At 65.7% G+C, this 18,840-nt stretch carries 13 protein-coding genes; 6 read left to right on the top strand and 7 right to left on the bottom strand.

The genetic code is table 11. From position 1 onward, the window contains the following. The first annotated feature begins 348 nt into the window (after positions 1–348). The 3 genes from VF629_RS03655 to VF629_RS03665 all read left to right on the top strand — a co-directional run bounded on the left by VF629_RS03655 (position 349) and on the right by VF629_RS03665 (position 4,157). A complete protein-coding gene (locus VF629_RS03655) occupies positions 349–1,959 on the top strand; it encodes a hypothetical protein (RefSeq protein ID WP_331057096.1) in 1,611 nt (536 codons plus the stop codon). A gap of 18 nt (positions 1,960–1,977) precedes the next feature. Next, positions 1,978–3,525, top strand: coding sequence for a hypothetical protein (locus tag VF629_RS03660; RefSeq protein ID WP_331057097.1), 1,548 nt, complete (start codon positions 1,978–1,980; stop codon positions 3,523–3,525). 194 nt (positions 3,526–3,719) lie between these two features. Next, positions 3,720–4,157 carry a hypothetical protein gene (locus VF629_RS03665; protein ID WP_331057098.1) on the top strand — a complete coding sequence of 146 codons (438 nt, stop codon included), beginning with the start codon at positions 3,720–3,722 and terminating at the stop codon, positions 4,155–4,157. 386 nt (positions 4,158–4,543) lie between these two features. On the opposite strand, the gene VF629_RS03670 is transcribed toward VF629_RS03665, so the two are convergent. Continuing rightward, positions 4,544–7,630 (bottom strand): hypothetical protein, encoded by a 3,087-nt coding sequence (locus tag VF629_RS03670; protein ID WP_331057099.1) that lies wholly within the window; start codon positions 7,628–7,630, stop codon positions 4,544–4,546. Positions 7,631–8,002: 372 nt separating this feature from the next. On the opposite strand from VF629_RS03670, the gene VF629_RS03675 reads away from it, so the two are divergent. Beyond that, positions 8,003–8,152, top strand: coding sequence for a hypothetical protein (locus VF629_RS03675; protein ID WP_331057100.1), 150 nt, complete (start codon positions 8,003–8,005; stop codon positions 8,150–8,152). A 774-nt stretch (positions 8,153–8,926) separates the two neighbouring features. On the opposite strand, the gene VF629_RS03680 is transcribed toward VF629_RS03675, so the two are convergent. The 6 genes from VF629_RS03680 to VF629_RS03705 all read right to left on the bottom strand — a co-directional run bounded on the left by VF629_RS03680 (position 8,927) and on the right by VF629_RS03705 (position 16,909). After that, positions 8,927–10,471 (bottom strand): glycoside hydrolase family 28 protein, encoded by a 1,545-nt coding sequence (locus tag VF629_RS03680; RefSeq protein WP_331057101.1) that lies wholly within the window; start codon positions 10,469–10,471, stop codon positions 8,927–8,929. Between the two features lie 57 nt (positions 10,472–10,528). Then, positions 10,529–12,193: a hypothetical protein gene (locus tag VF629_RS03685; protein ID WP_331057102.1), complete on the bottom strand. Its 1,665-nt coding sequence runs from the start codon at positions 12,191–12,193 to the stop codon at positions 10,529–10,531. Between the two features lie 26 nt (positions 12,194–12,219). Beyond that, complete coding sequence (locus VF629_RS03690; protein WP_331057103.1) at positions 12,220–12,534, bottom strand: glycoside hydrolase family 97 C-terminal domain-containing protein; 315 nt, start codon at positions 12,532–12,534, stop codon at positions 12,220–12,222. A gap of 187 nt (positions 12,535–12,721) precedes the next feature. Then, positions 12,722–13,621 (bottom strand): alpha/beta fold hydrolase, encoded by a 900-nt coding sequence (locus VF629_RS03695; RefSeq protein ID WP_331057104.1) that lies wholly within the window; start codon positions 13,619–13,621, stop codon positions 12,722–12,724. Between the two features lie 123 nt (positions 13,622–13,744). Beyond that, on the bottom strand, positions 13,745–14,299 hold the full coding sequence (locus VF629_RS03700) for a TetR/AcrR family transcriptional regulator (protein ID WP_331057105.1): 555 nt from the start codon (positions 14,297–14,299) through the stop codon (positions 13,745–13,747). Between the two features lie 342 nt (positions 14,300–14,641). After that, positions 14,642–16,909 carry a molybdopterin-dependent oxidoreductase gene (locus VF629_RS03705; protein WP_331057106.1) on the bottom strand — a complete coding sequence of 756 codons (2,268 nt, stop codon included), beginning with the start codon at positions 16,907–16,909 and terminating at the stop codon, positions 14,642–14,644. Positions 16,910–18,176: 1,267 nt separating this feature from the next. On the opposite strand from VF629_RS03705, the gene VF629_RS03710 reads away from it, so the two are divergent. Both VF629_RS03710 and VF629_RS03715 read left to right on the top strand, forming a co-directional pair. Beyond that, on the top strand, positions 18,177–18,380 hold the full coding sequence (locus VF629_RS03710; RefSeq protein WP_331057107.1) for a hypothetical protein: 204 nt from the start codon (positions 18,177–18,179) through the stop codon (positions 18,378–18,380). A 107-nt stretch (positions 18,381–18,487) separates the two neighbouring features. Continuing rightward, positions 18,488–18,829, top strand: coding sequence for a hypothetical protein (locus VF629_RS03715; protein WP_331057108.1), 342 nt, complete (start codon positions 18,488–18,490; stop codon positions 18,827–18,829). Positions 18,830–18,840 lie beyond the last annotated feature (11 nt).

Raw genomic sequence — 18,840 nt, forward strand, 5'->3', positions numbered from 1 at the left:
TTTTCTCGTCAATCCTGGCAATGGCCTGCGCGTCACGGTGCGGGGCACGCACGACTTGGTGCGCTCGCGCTAACCAGTGTGTAGGTGTACCACGGGGTTTTGCCTGGCTAGCGGCTACGCTGGAGTGAGAAGTAGCATGTTTACGCGGTTGGCAGCCCGGCCCCCGGGTCGCCCTGCAAATGCGCCTTTTCTCACTCATTGCCCTGCATTGGGACTCGGCCGGCAATGCAGCAACACTCACCGGCTCAGATTGCTATCCCAGCCCCTACCTTTGACGGAAGCCTGCATTCCCAATGAATTTTATATATCTCCCCGCCACGTCTTATTCGTCTTCTTTACCCCATTTGCATGATTAATCCTTTACTGAAGCGGCTGGCGCTACGCGGCAGCCTCGTGGCCCTTGCGGCCCTGCCGTTCGGGGCCCGGCCCGCGGCGGCCCAGCAGGCCACCATTTCCGATTTAGGGGCCGGCTACTACCGGGGCTTTCGGACCGTGGACGGGCAGCTCTATTTCATGCTGCGGCCCGAGCGCAACACGTTTGATTTATTCCACCTGGAGATTTACGGGCGGGACCTGCAAAAGAAAGGCTCCACCGACCTGCGCCTGGGCCGGGGCTGGTTCCAGGGCGACGCGCGCATGGTGGGCGACCAGGCGGTGTTTTATTTCTTCACGGGCAAAGAAGGCCTGCTCCTGACCGTCGACGCGACGGGCCAAAAGTTTAAGGAAGTCCGCTTCCCGGCCAACGACGTCCTCGTGAGCCAGGCCGCGCTGGTGCCGGCCGGGGGCAGCGATTTCTACCTAGCTTACCCCTTCGACCCGGGCAAGACGGGGTACGTAGTGGCCCGCTACGGCCCGGACCTAACCGTGAAGTGGAAAAAGGAGTACGCGCCCGAAAAAGGCAAGTACCGCGTGCGCTTCGTGCAAGCCGACGCGGCCCACGTGTACGTCGTGGCCGACCACACCAAGGGCACCTACGAAGTGGTGCGCTTGGACGGCGCCACGGGCACGGAAACGTTTCACCAGGACCTGCCCGCCGAGGCCACGCCGCTCACCCCCACCTTCGCGGGCCTCAGCGCGGCCGGGCACCTGCTGCTGACGGGCTCCTACGCGGAGCCGGCGCAGAAAACGCCCCTGGTGTCCGTGACTTCCACCACCGCGCCCCCGTCCGGCGGCTTGTTCATGCTGGCCCTGGGCCCCGACGGCAAGCCGGATTTTCTCACCCGCCTGAGCTACGCCCGGGAACTGGCCGGCAAGCTCAACACCCACTCCACCCTGCAGCAGTTCACGGTGGGCGAGGTGCCGGGCGTGAAAGTGCACGCGCTGCTGCCCCGCCCGGGCGGCGGCTACGCGCTGCTGGGCGAGACGTTTAAAAACTTCAGCTTCACCGACCCGCAGTACGAGGCCGCGGGCGGGGTGCGCGCCCCGGGCCTGAACGGCGCCGCCGGGCCCGGCCCGCTGCGCCGCGACATCCTCGACGTCGTCGTGCTCCAGTTCACCCCGCAGGGCCAGCTCGAGTCGCTGCGGCGCATCCCCAAGCCCTACAAAATTTACAACGACCAGTCCCTGGGCGGAGGCAACGCCGAGTTCAACAGCAAAGGCGTCTACGCCTACCGCTTCCTCTACCAGCGCGACCCGGCCCAGTTGCCCGAACTCGTGGTGTTCAACTGGCACCAGGACCTGCTCTACGTCAACAGCATCAAGCCCGCCACCGACGCGCGCGACAACCTCTTCACCCGCCGCTACCTCGACCAGCCCGCCGTGGCGGGGGGCCCCGACCGGGGCGAGTTCACCGCCCGCAGCTACGCCAACGATTTGGGCGGCTCCATCGACTACGCGCCGGCCGCGCTGTTTTTCGACGAAGTGCTGCCGCACGCCCCGGGCAAATTCCTCTACACCCATTTCGACCCCGCCACTTCCCGCCTGCACCTGCAAGTGCTGGACGTGCCGGGCGGTAACTAAGCGCATATCATTCTACTCATGAAATCTCTATTTCTATTTGCTTCCCTGCTCCTGCCCTTGGCGAGCCGGGCGCAACAACCCCTGCAGGAAATTCGGGGCGTGGCGCAGCCCCCGCAGGTGCTGCCGCTCGACGACCAGGGCTACGCCGTGTTCTACCGCAGCGAAGCGGGCGAGGACGGCCAGGACATCTTCGCCCTGCGCCTGCTCGACCCGGCCCTGAAGGTGCGCCACCAGTACGCCCTGCCCGTGCCCGTGGGCGCGGCGGCGCTCCCGCGGCTCGAGGGCAAAACCACGTTTGCCCTGCCCTTCCACGACCAGAACAGCGCGGCCCTCTCGCTCTACACCCTCAACCCCCAAAGCGGCGCCCAACTGCGCCGCGACCTGGTGGCGGCCCCGGACCGGCGCCGCGTGCCCGCCGGCGTGCCCCTGCTGGCCATGACGCCCACCGAAGGCTACTGCGTGGTGCAGCCGTTTCGCCGCGACACGGCCGGCTACGCGGTGACGGTGCTCGACCAGAACCTCAACACGCAGTGGTCGCGCATGTACTTCCCCAAAGAGTTGCGCCAGCACGTGCCCCTGCAAGTCGCCGTCAGCAAAGACCTCGTCGCCCTGCTCCTGTCCGAATCGTACCTCGTCAACCCGAACACCCCGCAGCAGCGCAGCCTGACCGACGTGGTCGTGCTCGGGCTGGACCGGGCCACGGGCAAGGTCTTGTTTCGCACGCCGGTGCGCCAGCCGCAGCTCGCGCTGCTGCCCTCCTTGCTGCTGCCCCTCTCCGACGGGCGCGTGGCCGCCGCCGGCCTCTACGCCCAACCCCGGGCCACCCGGCGCGACAGCGTGCTCGGCGTGTTCATGACCGCCTACCGCGCCGACGGGCAAGCCGTGGCACCGACCTTGACGCCGTGGGCGGAGTTGGCCGCGGCCGCCGGTGAACCGGCGCTGGGCCGCCGCCTCTACGAAGGCAAGGGCCGCTTCGAACTCCTGGACCTGCTCACCACCACCGGCGCCGACGCCAAACTGGTCGGTGAGTACAGCAATGGTGCCCAACCGGGTCCGTTCGTGGTGCTGAATTATCCGACCGCCAGCGTTTACCCCGTGGCCCGTACGTTTAAAACCTTGGGCACCCCCACCGAGCAGCGCCTGAGCAGCTACCGCGGCGTGATGAACCGACGGGGCGAGCCCACGCTGGTCTACACCGGGGTGGAAGGCAACCAGGCCTACGCTTACGCCACCGTGCTGGCCAACACGCCCACCCGCTCGGCCACCCGGGCGCTGACCGAAGCGGAAAAGCTGCCCGAGCTCCCCGCCTACGCCGCCACCCCGCCCATGGCCAGCAGCCCGGCCCTGGACCGGCTCACCGGCCGGCTGGCCTCCCTGCAACAGAAGCTCAACACCGGCGTCGAGGTTGTGAACAAAGCCGTGAACGGCGAACAAGCCCCTGCCGTCGTCAATTACCAGGCCGACCAACTGAGCAATTTTGTGGTCGGGCCGCGCGGCCAGGTCTTGGTGTTCCGCTACGAAGCCAGCCGCAAGATGCTGCGCTACCAGCTGCAGCCGCTGAAGTAAGCGGGAGCACGAGGGCAAGTTGGGCGGCGGGCGTTGCTCCTTGTATTCCGGGGAGTTTCTCTTTTCTGCTGGTTCAGCAATTGCAGTTCGATTCCCAAACCCCTCGTTTACGTTCGGCCCTTTACTTAGACTTCATGGGCGTTACGTACCGGACGGGTAGAATGCGTTCAGAACCCCATCCCCAATTTAGGGCGATGATGTACAGGTTTGGTTTGCTGTGGCTGCTGTACTCTCTTTCGGGTTGTCGACCGGCCTCGTCCGGGGCTCCGTTGCTTGGGCACTGGCGGTTTCAACAACAGCACCAGGTCCTCTACCGCCCGGACGGCACCGTGTTGGAGGCCAGCACGCAACGACCGCCGCAGGCGCAGTATCGTTCCCTGGACATTACGCCCCGCGAATTAATTTATCACCACGTGCTGGAAGACCGGTCTTTTCCCGGTGACAGCACCTACACGGTTGCCCGCTCCTATACCCGCCAGGATAGTACCCTGTGGGTCGTCCCCGTCCCCGGAATAGAAGCCGGTCCCGTCTTCCTTCACCGCTTGACGAACCAGCACCTGACGTTGCGCGTGGCGCAAGAACGCGTACCTGGTGCGCCGTACAGCGTGTGGGACTTGTCCTTTACCCGGTAACGGCCTTGACCAAGGCAACGACAGGCCGTTGAGGCGGCCCTAAAATGCTCCTTTCGGGAACCGATAACTTAAATGGCTGACAGGCTCGCAAGAGCCCGTCACAGCCTTGGCTTGCCTAGTTAGAGTTTACGAAACTCGTCTATCAATCAAAGTTTACGAAATGCCCTGGAGAGGCGAGTTTCGTAAACCCCAACGACGGGGTATTGACATCTCCTCACCGGCGGTAGAATGAGCAGCACCGAGACCTCGGCGCGGAGCCGTTCTTTCCCTGGCCCAGACACAACGCAACGGGTTGGGCTGCCCGCAGAACGCCTTATCACTGGGCGCCCGGCTCACCGCTAACCGCGGCCCGAATGGAGCCCGGGTAGCAACGGAAAAAGCTTCGGTTACTCCACCGTCAGGCGCAGGGCTTTGCTGCCCGCCCGCACCACGTACACGCCCGCTGGCGCCCCGGCCGGCAGCGCCAGCGCGGCCGTGCCCGCCGCGTTGGCCGTGGCCGCGGCCACGGGGCGGCCCAGCGCGTCCGTCACCGTCACCACCGTGCCGGGCTGCGCGCCCGTGAGGGTGGCCGCGCCCGGCGCCGGATTGGGGAACAGGGCCAGGCCGGCGCCGCCCAGCACCACCCCCCGCACGGGCGAGTAGGTGGCCGTGCCATCCTGGTCCACTTGCCGCAGGCGGTAGTAGAGCTGGCCGGCCGGCGCGGCCCCGTCCAAGTAGGCATACGCGTGGGGGCTGGCGCTGCTGCCGGCGGCGGCCACCTCGCCTACCTTCGCGTAGGCCACCCCGTCGGCGCTGCGCTCGACGTCGAAGCGGACACTGTTCACCTCGCTGGCCGTGGCCCAGCGCAGGCGGGCGGCGGGGCCTTCCGCCACGGCCGTGAAGGTGATTAGCTCCACGGGCAGCGGCGCGCTGGCCTGTACGGCTAAGCGGGCCGTGCTTTCGCAGCCGCCCACGGTTTGGGTAGCGTAATAGGTGCTGCCGTTGGCCAGCGGGGTACTGGTGGGCAATGGAGTGCCGCCGCTGGCGGCGGCGTACCACCGCACGGCCGTGCCGGTGGCGGCCAGGCTGGCCACGGTGGCACCGGGGCTAAAGCTCTGGCTGGCGGCGCCAGTGGGCGCGGCGGGCGGGCCGTCGCCCCGCACCACCTTGTTTTCCTTCGGCAGGCCGACAATGAGCCGGTCCGAAGGCGCGTGGTAGGCGGCCGCAAGGGCGTCGCCCCCGCCGGCCATGGTGCCCACCGCGCTGGTGCAGGCCGAAACGGGGCCGAATGGCCCGGCCGCGCCCCGGCCCAGGGTGACGGCCCCGGCGTCGGTCGTGGGGCCGTTGTCCCAGTCGCTGCTCCAGAGGAGGTACTTGCCGTCGGGCAGCGGCGTGACGGTGCTGCTGCCCAAGTCGCCGGGGCGGGAGCCCACCAGCGAGTTGGCCGGGCTCACCACCCCGCGGACGCCGCTGGTGCCGCTGCCCCAAGTGAAGGCCCCGGCCTGCGGCGCGCCCGGGGCGCTCCACCCCCCGCTGTTCACCAGGTAGTCGCCGTTGGGCAACAGCGTGGTTTCAATGCCCACGTAGTCGTCGGCCGTGGTGCCCACCAGCGAGTTGGCGGCGCTCACCACCCCGCCCGTGGGGCCGGTGCCGAGCAGCCACGTCGCGGCCCCGGCGCGCGGCACGGCCCCGTTGCTCCATTCGGGGCTGTTCACCACGTAGTTGCTGCTGGGCAGCGCCTGGATGCCGTAGTTGCTGAGCTGGTCGCCGGCCGTGCTGCCCACCAGCGAATTAGCCGCGCTCACCGCCGCGCCGCCGGTCGGCACCGTGCCGTTGCGCCACGTCACGGCCCCGGCTTGGGCGGCGGCCCCGTTGTTCCAGTAAAGGCTGCCCACCACGTAGTGGCCGTTGGCCAGCGCCGTCACGCCGGTGCTGCCCACCCGGTCGCCGGCCGTGCTGCCCACCAGCGAATTGGCCGCGCTCACCACCGCGCCGCTCACGCTGGCCTGGCCCCCGGCCAGCCACGTCACCGCGCCCACGTCGGCGGTGGCGCCGTTGTCCCAGTTGGGGCTGCTGATGACGTACTGGCTGCCGGCCAGCCCCACCGCGCCGCCCAAGCCCACCTGGTCGCGGTCGTGGGTGCCCACGAGGGAGTTGGCCGGGCCTATCAGGCCCGCCGTGGGGCCGGCGCCGCTGGCCCAGGTCACGGCTCCGGCTAGTTCGACGGCGGCGCTGCCCCACCGGGGGGTTACCACCAGGTAGTCGCCGTTGGGCAGCACCACGGGGGCTTCCCGGCCCACGCTCAGCGTGTACAGCCCGTCGCCGACCAGCGAGTTGGCGGCGTTCACGGCCCCGCTGGTACCGGTCAGGCCGTTGCCCCATGTCACGGCCCCGGCCGAGAAGGGGCCGCCGCTGCTGTTATGCCACCCGTCGTTGTGGAGCACGTAGTGGCCGTTGGGCAGCACGGTGGCTTCCCAGAAGCCCACGTTGTCGTAGGCCGAAGTGCCCACCAGCGAGTTGGCCGCGCTCACCGGCCCCACGGTGCCGCCCGTGCCGCGGCCCCAGGTCACGGCCCCGGCGCTGGGGGCGGGGCCGTTGTTCCAGCGGTCGGCGTACACCAGGTAGTTGCCGCTGGGCAGCACCGTGAAGTTGTAGCCCCCCACGAAGTCGTCCGGCTGGGTGCCGACGAGGGAGTTGGCCGCGCTCACCGGCCCCACGGTGCCGGCCGTGCCGCTGCCCCAGGTGGCGGCCCCGGCCCTTTCTGCCGTGCCGTTTTTCCAGAAGGGGCTTTGCACCACGTAGTTTCCATTGGGCAGGGCATTGACGGCGTAGAAGCTCACCTGGTCGCCGGCCGAGGTACCCACCAGCGAGTTGGCGGCGCTCACCACGGCCCCGGCCGGCGCCCCAGCGGGCCGCCAGGTAGCGGCCCCGGCGTCGGTGGCCGCGCCGTTGTCCCACTGGCTGCTGGCCACCACGTAGCTGCCGTTGCGCAGGGGCGTCAGGCCCTCGGCGCTTACCTGGTCGTTGGCGGTGGTGCCCACCAGCGAGTTGGCGGCGCTCACCGCGCCGGCCGCGCCGGCCGTGGCGCTGCCCCAGGTCACGGCCCCGGCGCGGGGGGCAGCCGCGCCGTTGCCCCAATCGGGGCTGCGCACCGCAAAGTGGCCGTCGGCCAGCAGCACCACGCCGCCGCTGCCCACCTGGTCGTTGGCCGTGCTGCCGGTCAGGGTGCTGATGACGGCGTTGGTGGCCCCGTTGTAGAGGTACACGGCCCCCACGTCGGCCGCCGCGCCCGCGTCGAACAAGGGGTCGGCGACGACGAAGTTGCCGTTGGGCAGCACCGTGACCGTGGTGCCGAACGCGCCGGAGCCGGCCGGGCCGGGCAGGACGGTGGGTTGGGCAAGGGCGGCCGGGGCCGCGCCCAGCAGGCCCGCGAGCACGGCCAGCCCGCGCAGCCGGCTCAGGGAGAAGGCTTGCCTGAAGTAGGAATGTTGCATAAGAGAGGAAGGACCGGCCGGCACGGGCTAGCTAGCCGGTCAAAGTTAAGGCTCCACGCCCCGGCCGGTCTACTCTGTCGTCAGCCTCAACGCCTTACTGCCCGTGCGCACCACGCCCGCCGACAGCACCAGCGCGGCGGTGCCCGAAGCGTCGGCCGTGGCCGCGGCGACCGGGCGGCCCGGCGCGTCCGTCACCCGCGGTGCCGGTGAGGGTGCAGGCCTTGCCGATGGCCGGGTTCGGGTGCAGGGCCAGGCCGGCGCGCCCTTCAGCGTCCCCCCCCGCACGGACGGGTAGCGGAACGTGCCGTCGGCGGCCACCTGCTTGAGGCGGTGGTAGAGCGCTGCTGCTGCCCGGCCGCCGCGGCCGTGCCGATGCGGGCAAATGCCACCCCATCCGCGCTGCGCTCTACCCCAAACTGCCGGCTGTTCTTCTCCGAAGCCGTGGCCCAGGCCAAGCGCACGGCGGTGGGGCCGGCGGCCGTGAAGGCCGTCAGCTCCACTGGTAGCGGGCTGCTGCCGTAGCCCAGCGGTTCAGAGCGAAAAGTTGCCGCTGCCGCCCAGGCTGGCGGCGTCGGTGGCGGGCGGGAGGCCGATTTCCGCTTCCCGTCCGAAACGCTCTTTTTGGGGGCGCGGTAGTGGCTGGGCCGACGCCCATGCCGCTTAGCGGAGCGGTTGCGGAAGTGAGGGCCGAGCCACTCGTCCATCCCCTCAGCCACCGCTGCCTGCGCGCGAGCGGCTCGGAACCGCTCAGGCGGGGTATCAGGGTGTCAGTGGTAAAACAGTCGACGGACGCTTCGCGGCTCAGCAGTTCCAATTTACTCAAACGGTCGAAATACCGAAAGATGCTGTGATAAAAACCAAGGAATGGGACACGTTTTTTACCTTCAGGCTGCTTTAAGGAAGGCCTTTGGGTTCATCCTGCGTAGCTTCGGCCCCTCAACTGGTCGGGGCTACTTCTTTTTTCAAGCAACGTGCCGGGTGGTAGTGCGGGTCACAGGCACGATCGTTCTTCCACAGAGAGTAGTATCAGAGCAACAGCAGTTTACGTATGACCGGCAACGACGCCGGGCTTGCCGCTGGGCTGGCGTGCCTTTCACGCTCAGCTGCCCGTGCCGGCGCACGAAGCCTGGCTTCTTGGGCACGGCCGTTGCGGAAGCGGGCAAGCTCCGCGCCTGCTGATGCGCCGCCGCCGGCAGCAGCGCAGCCCCTAAACTGGAAAGCGCAATGATTTTTCCGAAGCCCCACATGGATGTTGGATAGTGAATGAGACGAGGTGGCCGCGGGCCACTTGTCGGTTTACAGTTTCTTGATGTCCTTTTTGCTGCGGTCCACCACGGCGCCGGGGCTGTTTTTCAGGGCCACGGCGGCGGCTTTGGGGTTGCTGGGCGCGCCGGTGCCGGTGAAGTGCCGCACGCGCAGGCCCGTGACGTTGTTGGTTTCGATGCCGTGGGTAAGGAAAGGCGCCCGCGGGTTGGTCCACTGCAGCTTAAAATCGTTTACGGTTAGCCCCTTCACGTGCTCGGCCAGGAAGGCCGGAATGTCGCGGGCAAACAAGCCGAATTTGGGGTCGGAGTTGCCGCGCAGGTCCACGTTGCCGCCGGCCACGTCGTTGAGCGGGCTGTCGGTAAACTCCAGGCTCAGGCCGTTGAAGGTGATGTCCTCCAGGGCGCTTTCGGCGGTGCCGTAGAGCAGAATGCCGTTTTCGGCCTTGCAGGTGACGTTGTTGAAGGCCACGTTTTTGATTTTGCCCAGCTTTACCTTGTCCTTGCCCCGAATGGCCGATATGTGAATGGCCTCGCCGTTGCCCCACCAGTCGCCGGTGCGCAGCTTGGTTTCGATGCGCACGTTGCTGAACGTGAGGTTTTCAATGGAGCCTTCGTCGCGCAGAAAAATGCCGATGCCCCGCGTCGAGTTGGTGATGTTGCAGTTGCTGACGTTGACGTTGCGCACCGGGTTCTGGTCGAGAAACCCGATGCGAATGCCGCTGGAGTACGACTGAATGTTGCAGTTGCTGATGTTGATGTTTTCGCAGGGGTGCTTCAGCCCGCTGAAGCCCGCGATTTCGAAATGGTGGTCGTAGCCCACGATGGCCAGCCCGTCGTCGCCGGCCCGGATGTCGCTGTTCTCGATGGTCACGTTGCTGGAGCTGGTCACGTCGATGCCGTCGGCGTTGGGCACCAGCATGCCCGTCCACAGCCGGATGCCGTCCACGTTCACGGCGTCGCAGTCGGCGAAGTGCAGGGTCCAGAAGGTGGCGTTGAGCAGCGACACGTCGGTCACGCGCACGTTGCGGCACTTCGCGAAAATCACCATTTGCCGGGGCCGGTCCTTGGGCACCACCGGGCCGTCGCCGACGCCGCTGGCCACGCGGCGGTAGTTGTTTTTCTGCCGGGTGTAGCGCGTCGTGGCCGTGTCCAGGGTCTTGGCCTTCGTGAAGTCGTAGAACACCTCGTTGTTGCCATCGACGGCGCCGTGGCCGGTCAAGGACACATTTTGGGCGTCGACGGTGTACAGAATGCCGTAGCGGTTGGTCCCGTACTCCGGCACCGAGTACGTTTGGTAATCGGTGAGATTGGGGCTGCCCTGGAGCACGGCCCCGTCGTTGAGGTGCAGGTTGACGTTGTTTTTAAGGTTCACCGTGCCGGTAAGGAACGTGCCGGCGGGCACTTCCACGATGCCGCCCCCGCCGCGGTTGCAGGCATCCACGGCCTGCTGAATGGCCCGCGTACTGAGCGTTTTACCATCTCCCACGGCCCCGTATTTCGTGATGTTATAGGTCTGGGCCAAGCTCGGCGAGCCAAGCAAGGCCAGGGCGCCAAGGAGGTAAAGAAGTCGGGTCATGGGTGGGTTTTGGGAAAGGAAGAAGGGCGGAAAATCGGCTTGCGGCAGGGCCACGAGCTACGCCCAATCGAAGGCGGTGGGCACGCCGTTGAGGCGCCACTTGGTGGGCCACGGGTTGGTCAGCCAGTCCAGGGGTTCGGCTACGGGCTGCACCCGGGCGGCGGCCGCGAAGCTCTGCTTGATGGCCTTCCGCTGGGCTTCGCCCACGGCTTCGGGTTGCGCCGAGATGAAGAGCGGCGCGCCGCTTTCGGCCAGCAGGCGCATCCACTGCTCGTTTTTCGGCCAAGGCACCTTTGGCGTAAGGCCCACGCAGTCGCCATCGGCGGAGTAGAAGGCGTTGTGCTGCACCAGGCGGAAGCCCATGGTGTTCACGCCCATTTTGCGGGTGCGGTCCCATTCTTCGCCGCTGGTGTCGTCGCCAATGCGGTTCAGCTCAAACAAGCCCGCCGACAGGTGGCTGACGGTATTACAGCCAATCAAATACATCGGGCCGGCCGCTTCCCGAATGGCGCGGTACAGGTCGAGCATGATTTCGGCGGTGGTGCGGCTGATGTCGTAAAAGCGCCAGCCGGGCGCCGTGAGGCCGTCGGTCATCTCAAAGCCCCAGCGCCCCAGCAGGTCATACGTCGTGAAGTCGTGCTTCACCAGGTCGTAGCCCCACTGCGCGTGGGCGCGGATGACAGTTTGAATGCGGGCGCGGTTTTCCGGGATGGAGGGGTCCAGCACGGGCTTTTTGGGTTCGTTGCGTCCGGGAATGCTGGGCAGCAGCAGGGTGGCTTTGGCGGTGTGGGGCGCGCACAGCGGGCGCGTCCAGAGGCCCGGCCGCATGCCCTTCTGGCGAATGCGGCCGGCGAGCGTGCTCATGTCGCCGAATTTCTCGTTGGGCCGCGTGAAGTCGTCCTGCCAGCAGCAGTCGTTGGGCAGCAGCGGCGAGAACGCCGCCCAGCCGGCATCGACCACCGAAAACGGCCGGTTGTCGCCGGCCGGGGCCAGGTCGGCGAGCAGCGCGGTGTGCTGCATAATCAGGTCGCTGGAGTTGCGGCCATAGGCAAAGTACCAGTCGTTGATGCCGTACACGGGCTGCTTGGGCAAGCGCGGGTGCTCGCACATCAAGCCACAAAAGCGACGGGCCGTGGCGAAGGCATTTTCCTTCCGCTCGTTCTGCGTCGTCACGATGCTGGCCGCGGCCAGCGTGCGCCCGCCCAGCTGCACGCCCACGCCAGCGCTGCTGGTGTCCAGGTTCAGCTGCATGGTGCCGCCGCCCACCTGCCAGCTGCAAAACGCCGCGCCGCCCGTTTTCACCCCGAAGCAGGTCGTGGCCTGGCCATCGTGCTGCACGAAATACCAGGGCAAACGGCGTTCTGCTTTGGGCTGCTCAAAAGCCACGTTCCCGTAGGTGCGTTCCCACTGGTCGCCGCACACCGTGGCCGCCGCGGTGGTGGCGTACGGCCACCGCAGCTGTACTTCCCGCAGGGCCTGCGTGGGCGACTGCACCGCCACTTCCAGCGCGTTCTGCTGGTAGCTCAGGCCAACGGTGATGTCCTGATACGTCCACGTTTTCTTATCCGCAGAGGTGAGGGCGTGCACGCCGTCGGCCAACTGCACAAACACTGACTCGGGCAGCTGCACTGCGGGGCGACGAGGCGCCCCTTCGCTGGCCCCCGGCAGCAGCAAGCCCGCCAGGCTCACGCCCATCAACTGTAAAAAATGGCGTCTTTTCATGGGCAGCAGAGTGTGAGAGGTGGGAATTACTTGACGGGATAAATGCGGCCGGCCCAGCCGCCGCCGGGGCCCAGGTTGAGCTTCAGCTGGGCCTTGACCGACACTTTCACCACTTCGCGTTTGTAGCCAGTGGCGTCGCGGTCGGCATTCACGCCGTCGCGGAAAATGACGGCTTCGTAGGCGCCATCGCCGAGGAGCGAGCAATTTAGGGGCATTTCGCGGGCGTTCCAGTTGCTCATGGCGCCCACGTACCAGGTGGGGTGATAATCACGACCGGGTAAGGCCAAGGCGGCCCCGCCAACAACGACGAACAAGCCCAAAAGAGCAACGCGGTGTGTCATAGCGGAGCAAAGGAGCTGGGAATACAGTGCTTCAGATAACGACTGCTGGCATTACAGCAAAATCGTTTAAGCAACGGCAATAAACAACTTTTCGAATCAATCGCTGCTGGATTACCTTCGTTTCCGGCGTGCTTCCTGGCTAAGGTATGTTCCGTTTCTTTCCATTTGGCGGGCGGCCCCTTGCCCCCTACGGCGGGCCCGCCATGCGCATCAGGTCGGCCAGCAGGCGGGGCCAGAGCGTGGGCCGCAGCCCGCGGCGGAAAAAGCCGAAGTGCCCGATGCCCGGCACGCCCAAATCGGCGGGCACGAGGCGGTGCATGTCGATGCCGGCGCTGCTGCGCACATGTTTCCAGAACTGAGGCACCGAGCGGGCGTTGGCGACGGGGTCGTCGGTGGCCCAGTACACGCTCACCGGAAACCGCAGGTCCTGGTAGTGGTGCGGGGGCAGGTCGGGGGTAAAGCGCGGGTCGAAGTAATAGTCGGGCACGCTGCACCAGCGCCGCCAGTCCTCGACCACTCCGCGAGGCAGGTCTTCCATGAGGCCCCAGCGGCCGGCCGCGTTGTAGCCCAACAACGCGTGGCTTACCGGGCTGAAGAGGTGGAAAAAGAAGTGGGTCTTGAGGCGGTAGCCCAGCGGCATGTAGTTCCAGTACCCCACCGAGGTCGCGACGGCCACCAGCCCGGCCAGCTTGTGCACGTTGGGCATCAGGCCCACCTGCTGCCCGCCCACGCTGTGGCCCAGCACCAGCAGCGGAAGGCCCGGAAAGCGGGCTTCCAGCCAGTCGAGCACGGCCGGCATGTCCAGGGTGCCATAGTCGGCGAAACGGTAGGCGGCTTTGGCCAGCGGCACGGGCCGCGAGTGCTGCGCCCCGCGGTAATCCCACAGGCACACGGCGAAACCGGCCTCGGCCAGGTAGCGGGCGAAGGGCTCGTAGTAGCGCCGGTTGGCTCCGGTGGCCGGGTTGAGCTGCACGGCGGCGCGCGGCGTCTGCCCGGCGGGCGGCAGAAAAAGCAGGCCCCCCAGCGGCAGGCCGTCGAGGGCCGGAATGGTATGCACTTCGGGCGCGAGCGCAGGAACGGGTGCCATAGCGTTGAAAAAGAGAAATGGTCAGCAGCAAAGCGGCTAACCGCCCGGCCTGCTGGGGAAGGCCGAAAGCTACGGCCGTTTTAATGCATACTAAACGATTGGTATGTAAAACCGTCAAAAAAGTTACAGCAATGCTTTGGCGCGCTCGAAGGCCGCCGTCAGGTAGGCTGAATTCTTATACAGTTGCATCAGCAACAGCGAGCCTTCCACATCGGCCACTACCCGAATGGCCAGCTTTTCGGCCGTGGCCGCGGCGTGCCGGCTCCCGAAAATGGTTTGCAGCGCGTGCTGCCAGTCTGCGAAAAAAACCTTTATCTGGTCGAGAAAAGTGTCTTCCACGTGCGCCGTCTCCAGGACCGTATTGGCGAAGATGCAGCCGCCCTGCTCAGAACTGAACGCTTTCAGCGCGGCCGCCACCATCGCCTCCAGCCGTTGCGCGGCAGTTAAATCGGGGGCGTAGGCTACTTTAAAAACCTTTTCGGCAAAGAAGGCGCTGGATTCCGCTAGCACGGCCTGCATGATTTCCTCTTTGCTGGCGAAATGGTGGTAGAACACGCCCTTGGTGAGGCCGCTGGCGTGGGCCAGGTCGGCCATGGTGGTGCGGTAGTAGCCCTGCTGGCGAAACACGCGGATGCAGGTGCGCACTAAGTCGCGCTTGGTGGTTTTTTGCAGCGGCATGACCGGGTGATGCGAAACGGGGGGTAGGCAAAGATGCACAAACCGTTCGAAGTGCTGCGCCAAGAGCGAAAGTACTTGTCCGACGCGGGCGCGCCTGTCCGGCGTACCTACGGCCACTTACGGCTCGCGACAGGTAAAACCACTCGCTTTACTGCAAACAGAACGGCCGATTTTAAGTCCTGAAAAGCAGCATTCTCCACGCCCACGGCTGAACTGATTTTTCACGCGCCTTGGCCGCGCTGGCGCAATTTAAAAATGCTCTTGTCAGTTGGTGGGTACGTGCCGGCTGATAAGGGCGAAAAAACTGACTTTGGGTAACAAGCCTCCGGGTAGCGCAGGGGGCTACGAGGCGGCGGCCCCCGCCACCTTGCGAATCTTCACCGGTACGTATTTGTGGTAGGGCGTTTTGGTGAAAGGCTCGCAATTTTCACTGTCCGTCAGCATGTTGAGCTCCGGGCCGGCTGGCGGGCCGCCCTGGTAGCGCAGGCCGTAGCCATTGGGCAGCGTCACCATTTTCCGGCGTACGGTAGTGTCGACCTCCACGAACACCTGGATGCTGCCACGGGCCGACTCGCACACCACTTCCGCGCCGGGCGCGAGGTCCAGCTCCAGGGCATCGTCGGGGTGCATGCGCAGGCTGCCCTTGGGGTCGGTTTTGCGCCAGGCCGGGTTGCGGTAAATCTGGTTGGCATTGTAGCTGCGCCGCTCGCCGGCCATGAGCACGAACGGGAAATCGTCGCTGGCTACTTCCGCTTGCTTCAGCGCCTGCATGGCCACCACCATTTCCGGGATTTCCAGGTGAATCTTCCGGTCGGGGTTTTTGAGGAGCGACCACACGTCGGCGTAGTCGTGCCGGCTGATAATCCGGCCCGATGGACTCGCCAAAATCGCCTCAAACAGGGCATTGCCCAGCGTGCGGCGGCTGCCCTCGAGGCCGGCTTTTTTCACGGCGTGGTAGTAGCGCGTGGCGTAGCCCACGGCCAGGCCCAGCAGCGGCGCGGCGGCGGCCAGCGACGGCGGCAGGGTTTTGCCCAGGGTGCGGTACAGCACGGAACTGGCCAATTTTTGCAAGAACGGCTTGCGTTTAAACAACAGTTGCAAGGCCAGCAAATAGCCCAGGCGGGCCGTGGCCCGGGGCTCAACCCGCGCCAATAGACTCAGCACCGGGAAGGTGGTGGGCAGCAGGCCCATTTTTTCCAGTAGCCGGGTATAGATTTCCGGCTCGGGCAGCGCCTCCTCCAGGGGCGGAAACAGCGGGTGGCGCAGGTGAAAGAAATTGGCAGGAAACTCCAGATTGAAGCCGGAGGCTTCGACTTTTTCGAACTGCGAGGCCGCCGGCAGCACGTAATGCGCCAGCCGGGCCGTTTCGGTCATGGCGATGTCGACCACCACCAGCAATTCCAGTTTCTCGAAGGCGTCGCGGTAGGCCTGGGTGTCGGCGTAGGTGAGCACCGGGTTGGCGCTGTCGACCCACACGGCCCGCACCCGGTCAGCCCCGGCATGATTGATTTCGTCGGGCAGGATGTTGGGCGGATACAGCCCGCCAATCGGAAACATCTGATGCGCGGCCGTGCGAAGGCCCTTTTTTCGCTCGTCGGTATTGCTCGCCAGGGGGATAAGGTACGTGTGCAGGTTGTTGCCGCCGGCCCGGCCAAAATTGCCCGTCAGCAGGTATAGCAGCTTTTCGAGGTAGCCGTTCAGGGTCGTGTTTTTGGAATGCTGCGTCCCCAAATCGACCCGCACGCAGGCCTTTTTTGCCTGGGCAAAGCCTCTTGCCACGCGCTCAATGTCGGGCAGCGGCACGTCGCAGCGCTGGGCATAGTCTTCCGTATCAATGGCCAGCAACGCCTGTTTCACCGCCTCGGAACCGGTGCAATGGTGGGCCAGAAACTCCTCGTCGCACAGGTTTTCGCGCACGATAACCGCCAGCAGGGCCAGCAGCAGGTACGCATCGGTGCTGGGCCGGAGCTGCAGGTGGATGTCGGCCATTTTCGCCGTTTCCGTCACCTTCGGGTCAATGACGACCATGGTGCGGGCGGGGTCTTTTTGCAGGGCTTTCAGCGTGTCGCGGGCATTCACGATGCCGTGGGCCTGAAACGGGTTGGTACCGATGAACAGCACGTAGTCGGCGTGCTCGATGTCTTCGGTGGTGTGGCAGAGCTGGCTGCCAAACAGGCGACCGTTCACCCAGATATCGCCGGTTTTTTCCTGCGCCAGGGCGGTATAGATGTACCGGCTGCCCATCGCGGCCAGCATCTGGCTGCTGTACACGCCGCCCCAGTGGTTGCCCTGCCCGCCGCCGCCCACGAAGGCAAACGCCGGCCCGCCGTGCTGCTTTTTTACTTGGTTGAGCTGCTGCGCGATTTCACGCAGCGCGGTGTCCCAGCTGATGCGGGTGAACGAGCCATCGGGCTGGCGCTTAAGCGGGTAGCGCAGGCGGTCGTCGTGGTTTTGGTAATATTCGAGCCGGGCCGCCTTCTGGCAGATGTAGCCCTGGCTAATGGGATGCTTTTCATCCCCCCGGATTTTTGCAAGTCTGCCCTCCTGTGTGTCGACCTCGAGGCCACAATTTCTCGAACACAACGGGCAAGCGGTAACAGATAAGGACATACGGCTTGGCGAGTAAATTGGATAAAGAGGCCATGACCCGACTCGGGACAGTGCCACGGCATGTTGAGGGTGGCAGCATCCAGGCACAACAAAGCAGTCTGGCAGCTGTCGTTCCAGGAAAAAAGCGGCCTTATACCGGTAGCATTCCAGGTAAACAAGGGGCCGGCCATCGGTAAAAATAGGGAAATCTATCGGTAGTAAGAGAGACCCAAGAAGGGTGGGGCAGTTGTGGTCAACAGCCGATTGGGTTAACTGGAGGACTCAACATTCATCGCCCGTGATGTTGCGTGGGCCCATCTGGGCGACGACCAGCGAATCGTCGATTGCCAGCCGGATGGGGTCCAAGGTGTCTTAATAGCTCCAATTGGGTGTGTAGTGGTGGACTTCGTGCCTTGGGGCCGTGCACGCCCCCTCCTTCGTGGGCGTAGGGGAGCAGCTTGCTATCAAGAGGCTGCTAATCAGGAGCGCGCACGGCGGCGCAAAAGGCATGTTTTTCACAGAAGCAGTGATAGAAAAACATGGGCTAGTAAGCACACAATTCTTGTGTCCAAAACCGTCATGATACCTTGGCAGGTGGGAAAACAATGATGAGGCTGCGTATATCTAAACGGAAAATATTGTGGTCATTGGTCACGCTTGGGTTGCGCTTCTACTTTGCACGCCTTTTTTCTGTTCCCCGAAGCAGACGCGCCAACATGCGTGCTTTGCTTGCCTACGCAGTTTCTCCATGTGTACGAAAGCGGTGATTCGGGGCTAACGCCGACCAGCCCGGTTCAGCCCTGCTTCTTGGCCGGCTTGGCCATCGGCCCGGTTCACCTCCCAGGCCGGTCGGCGGGCCTTCACCGCTTTGGCCGCCCCTGTCCGCCACGTACGGCCTGCTCGTGTCCGAGGAAGTGCACGCCTCCGCTTTCATCAGCAAGCCCGGCCCCGTCGCGCACGTTCCCCTCAACGAACGGCTGCGCCTCCTGCTCGAACGCGTGGGCTGGTGCCGCCGACGGACCGCCCGGCGCTTGCTGGCGGGGGGCACGGCCAAACGCCAAGGGGTGACGAACACCGTTTTTCAGGCCGTGTGGCGCCAACTCTTGCGGCTCTTTAATGCCCACCTGGCCCCGGCGAGCGGCGCGGGCCCCGCGCAGGGGCTGGGGTTTTGCGACCACACCGACGGGGTCAAACCCACGAATCGGATGTACCCGCTCCGGCAGCTCGCCAGTCAACCGGGAGTGCCCGCCGTTTTGGCGCTGCAGCGGGTGATGGGCAACCCCGTGCGGTGGGATTCGCGCGCCTCTTATGGGATTCGCGCGCCTCTTATCGACACCAAACGGTCGACGTCATCGCCTATTTCGCCAAGCAGCTGCACGAACCCAACCGGCGCGTGCAGGAGGAAGGCGCGCAGCACTACTGCCACCGCTTGGCCCCCATCAACCTCCTGGTCCAGCAACAACAGCCGCCCTTCATCTACTTGCCCGGGTGATTCGGGGGGAAAGTTCGCCCGCTGGCCGGAACTGCCCGGGCCGGCCAAATCCGGGCGACTCACGGCGGTCGTAGAGTCGGCTCGCAAAATCCCCAACGTTTTTCACCATGTCAAACGAGTACGCCCTGTGGAAACAGGACCTGCGCCGCGCTGTTGGCGGCCTGTGCGACCTCCTGTTTCCCGTTGGTGCCGGCGGGGCGGGGGCCGCCGAGCCGTCCTTTTTGCAGGCCCTGCGCTACCTCTATCAGGAGTGCCGCTTCCCCGCGTTCGTGGCACTGGAAGCCTGGCGCCAGGCCGGCCTGAACGCCGCCGCCGGGGCCGAGCTCGCGGCCTTCATGCACCGGCTCGACGCCTACGACGAGCCCGATTCCGACGACGCCCTGTGGGCCGACCCGCGCTGGCTCGCCATCCGGCGCCACGCCGCCCGGGTCCACGCCTTGCTGGTCTAACGGCCACGCAC

This window comes from Hymenobacter sp. (genome assembly GCF_036388155.1).
GTDB lineage: Bacteria > Bacteroidota > Bacteroidia > Cytophagales > Hymenobacteraceae > Hymenobacter.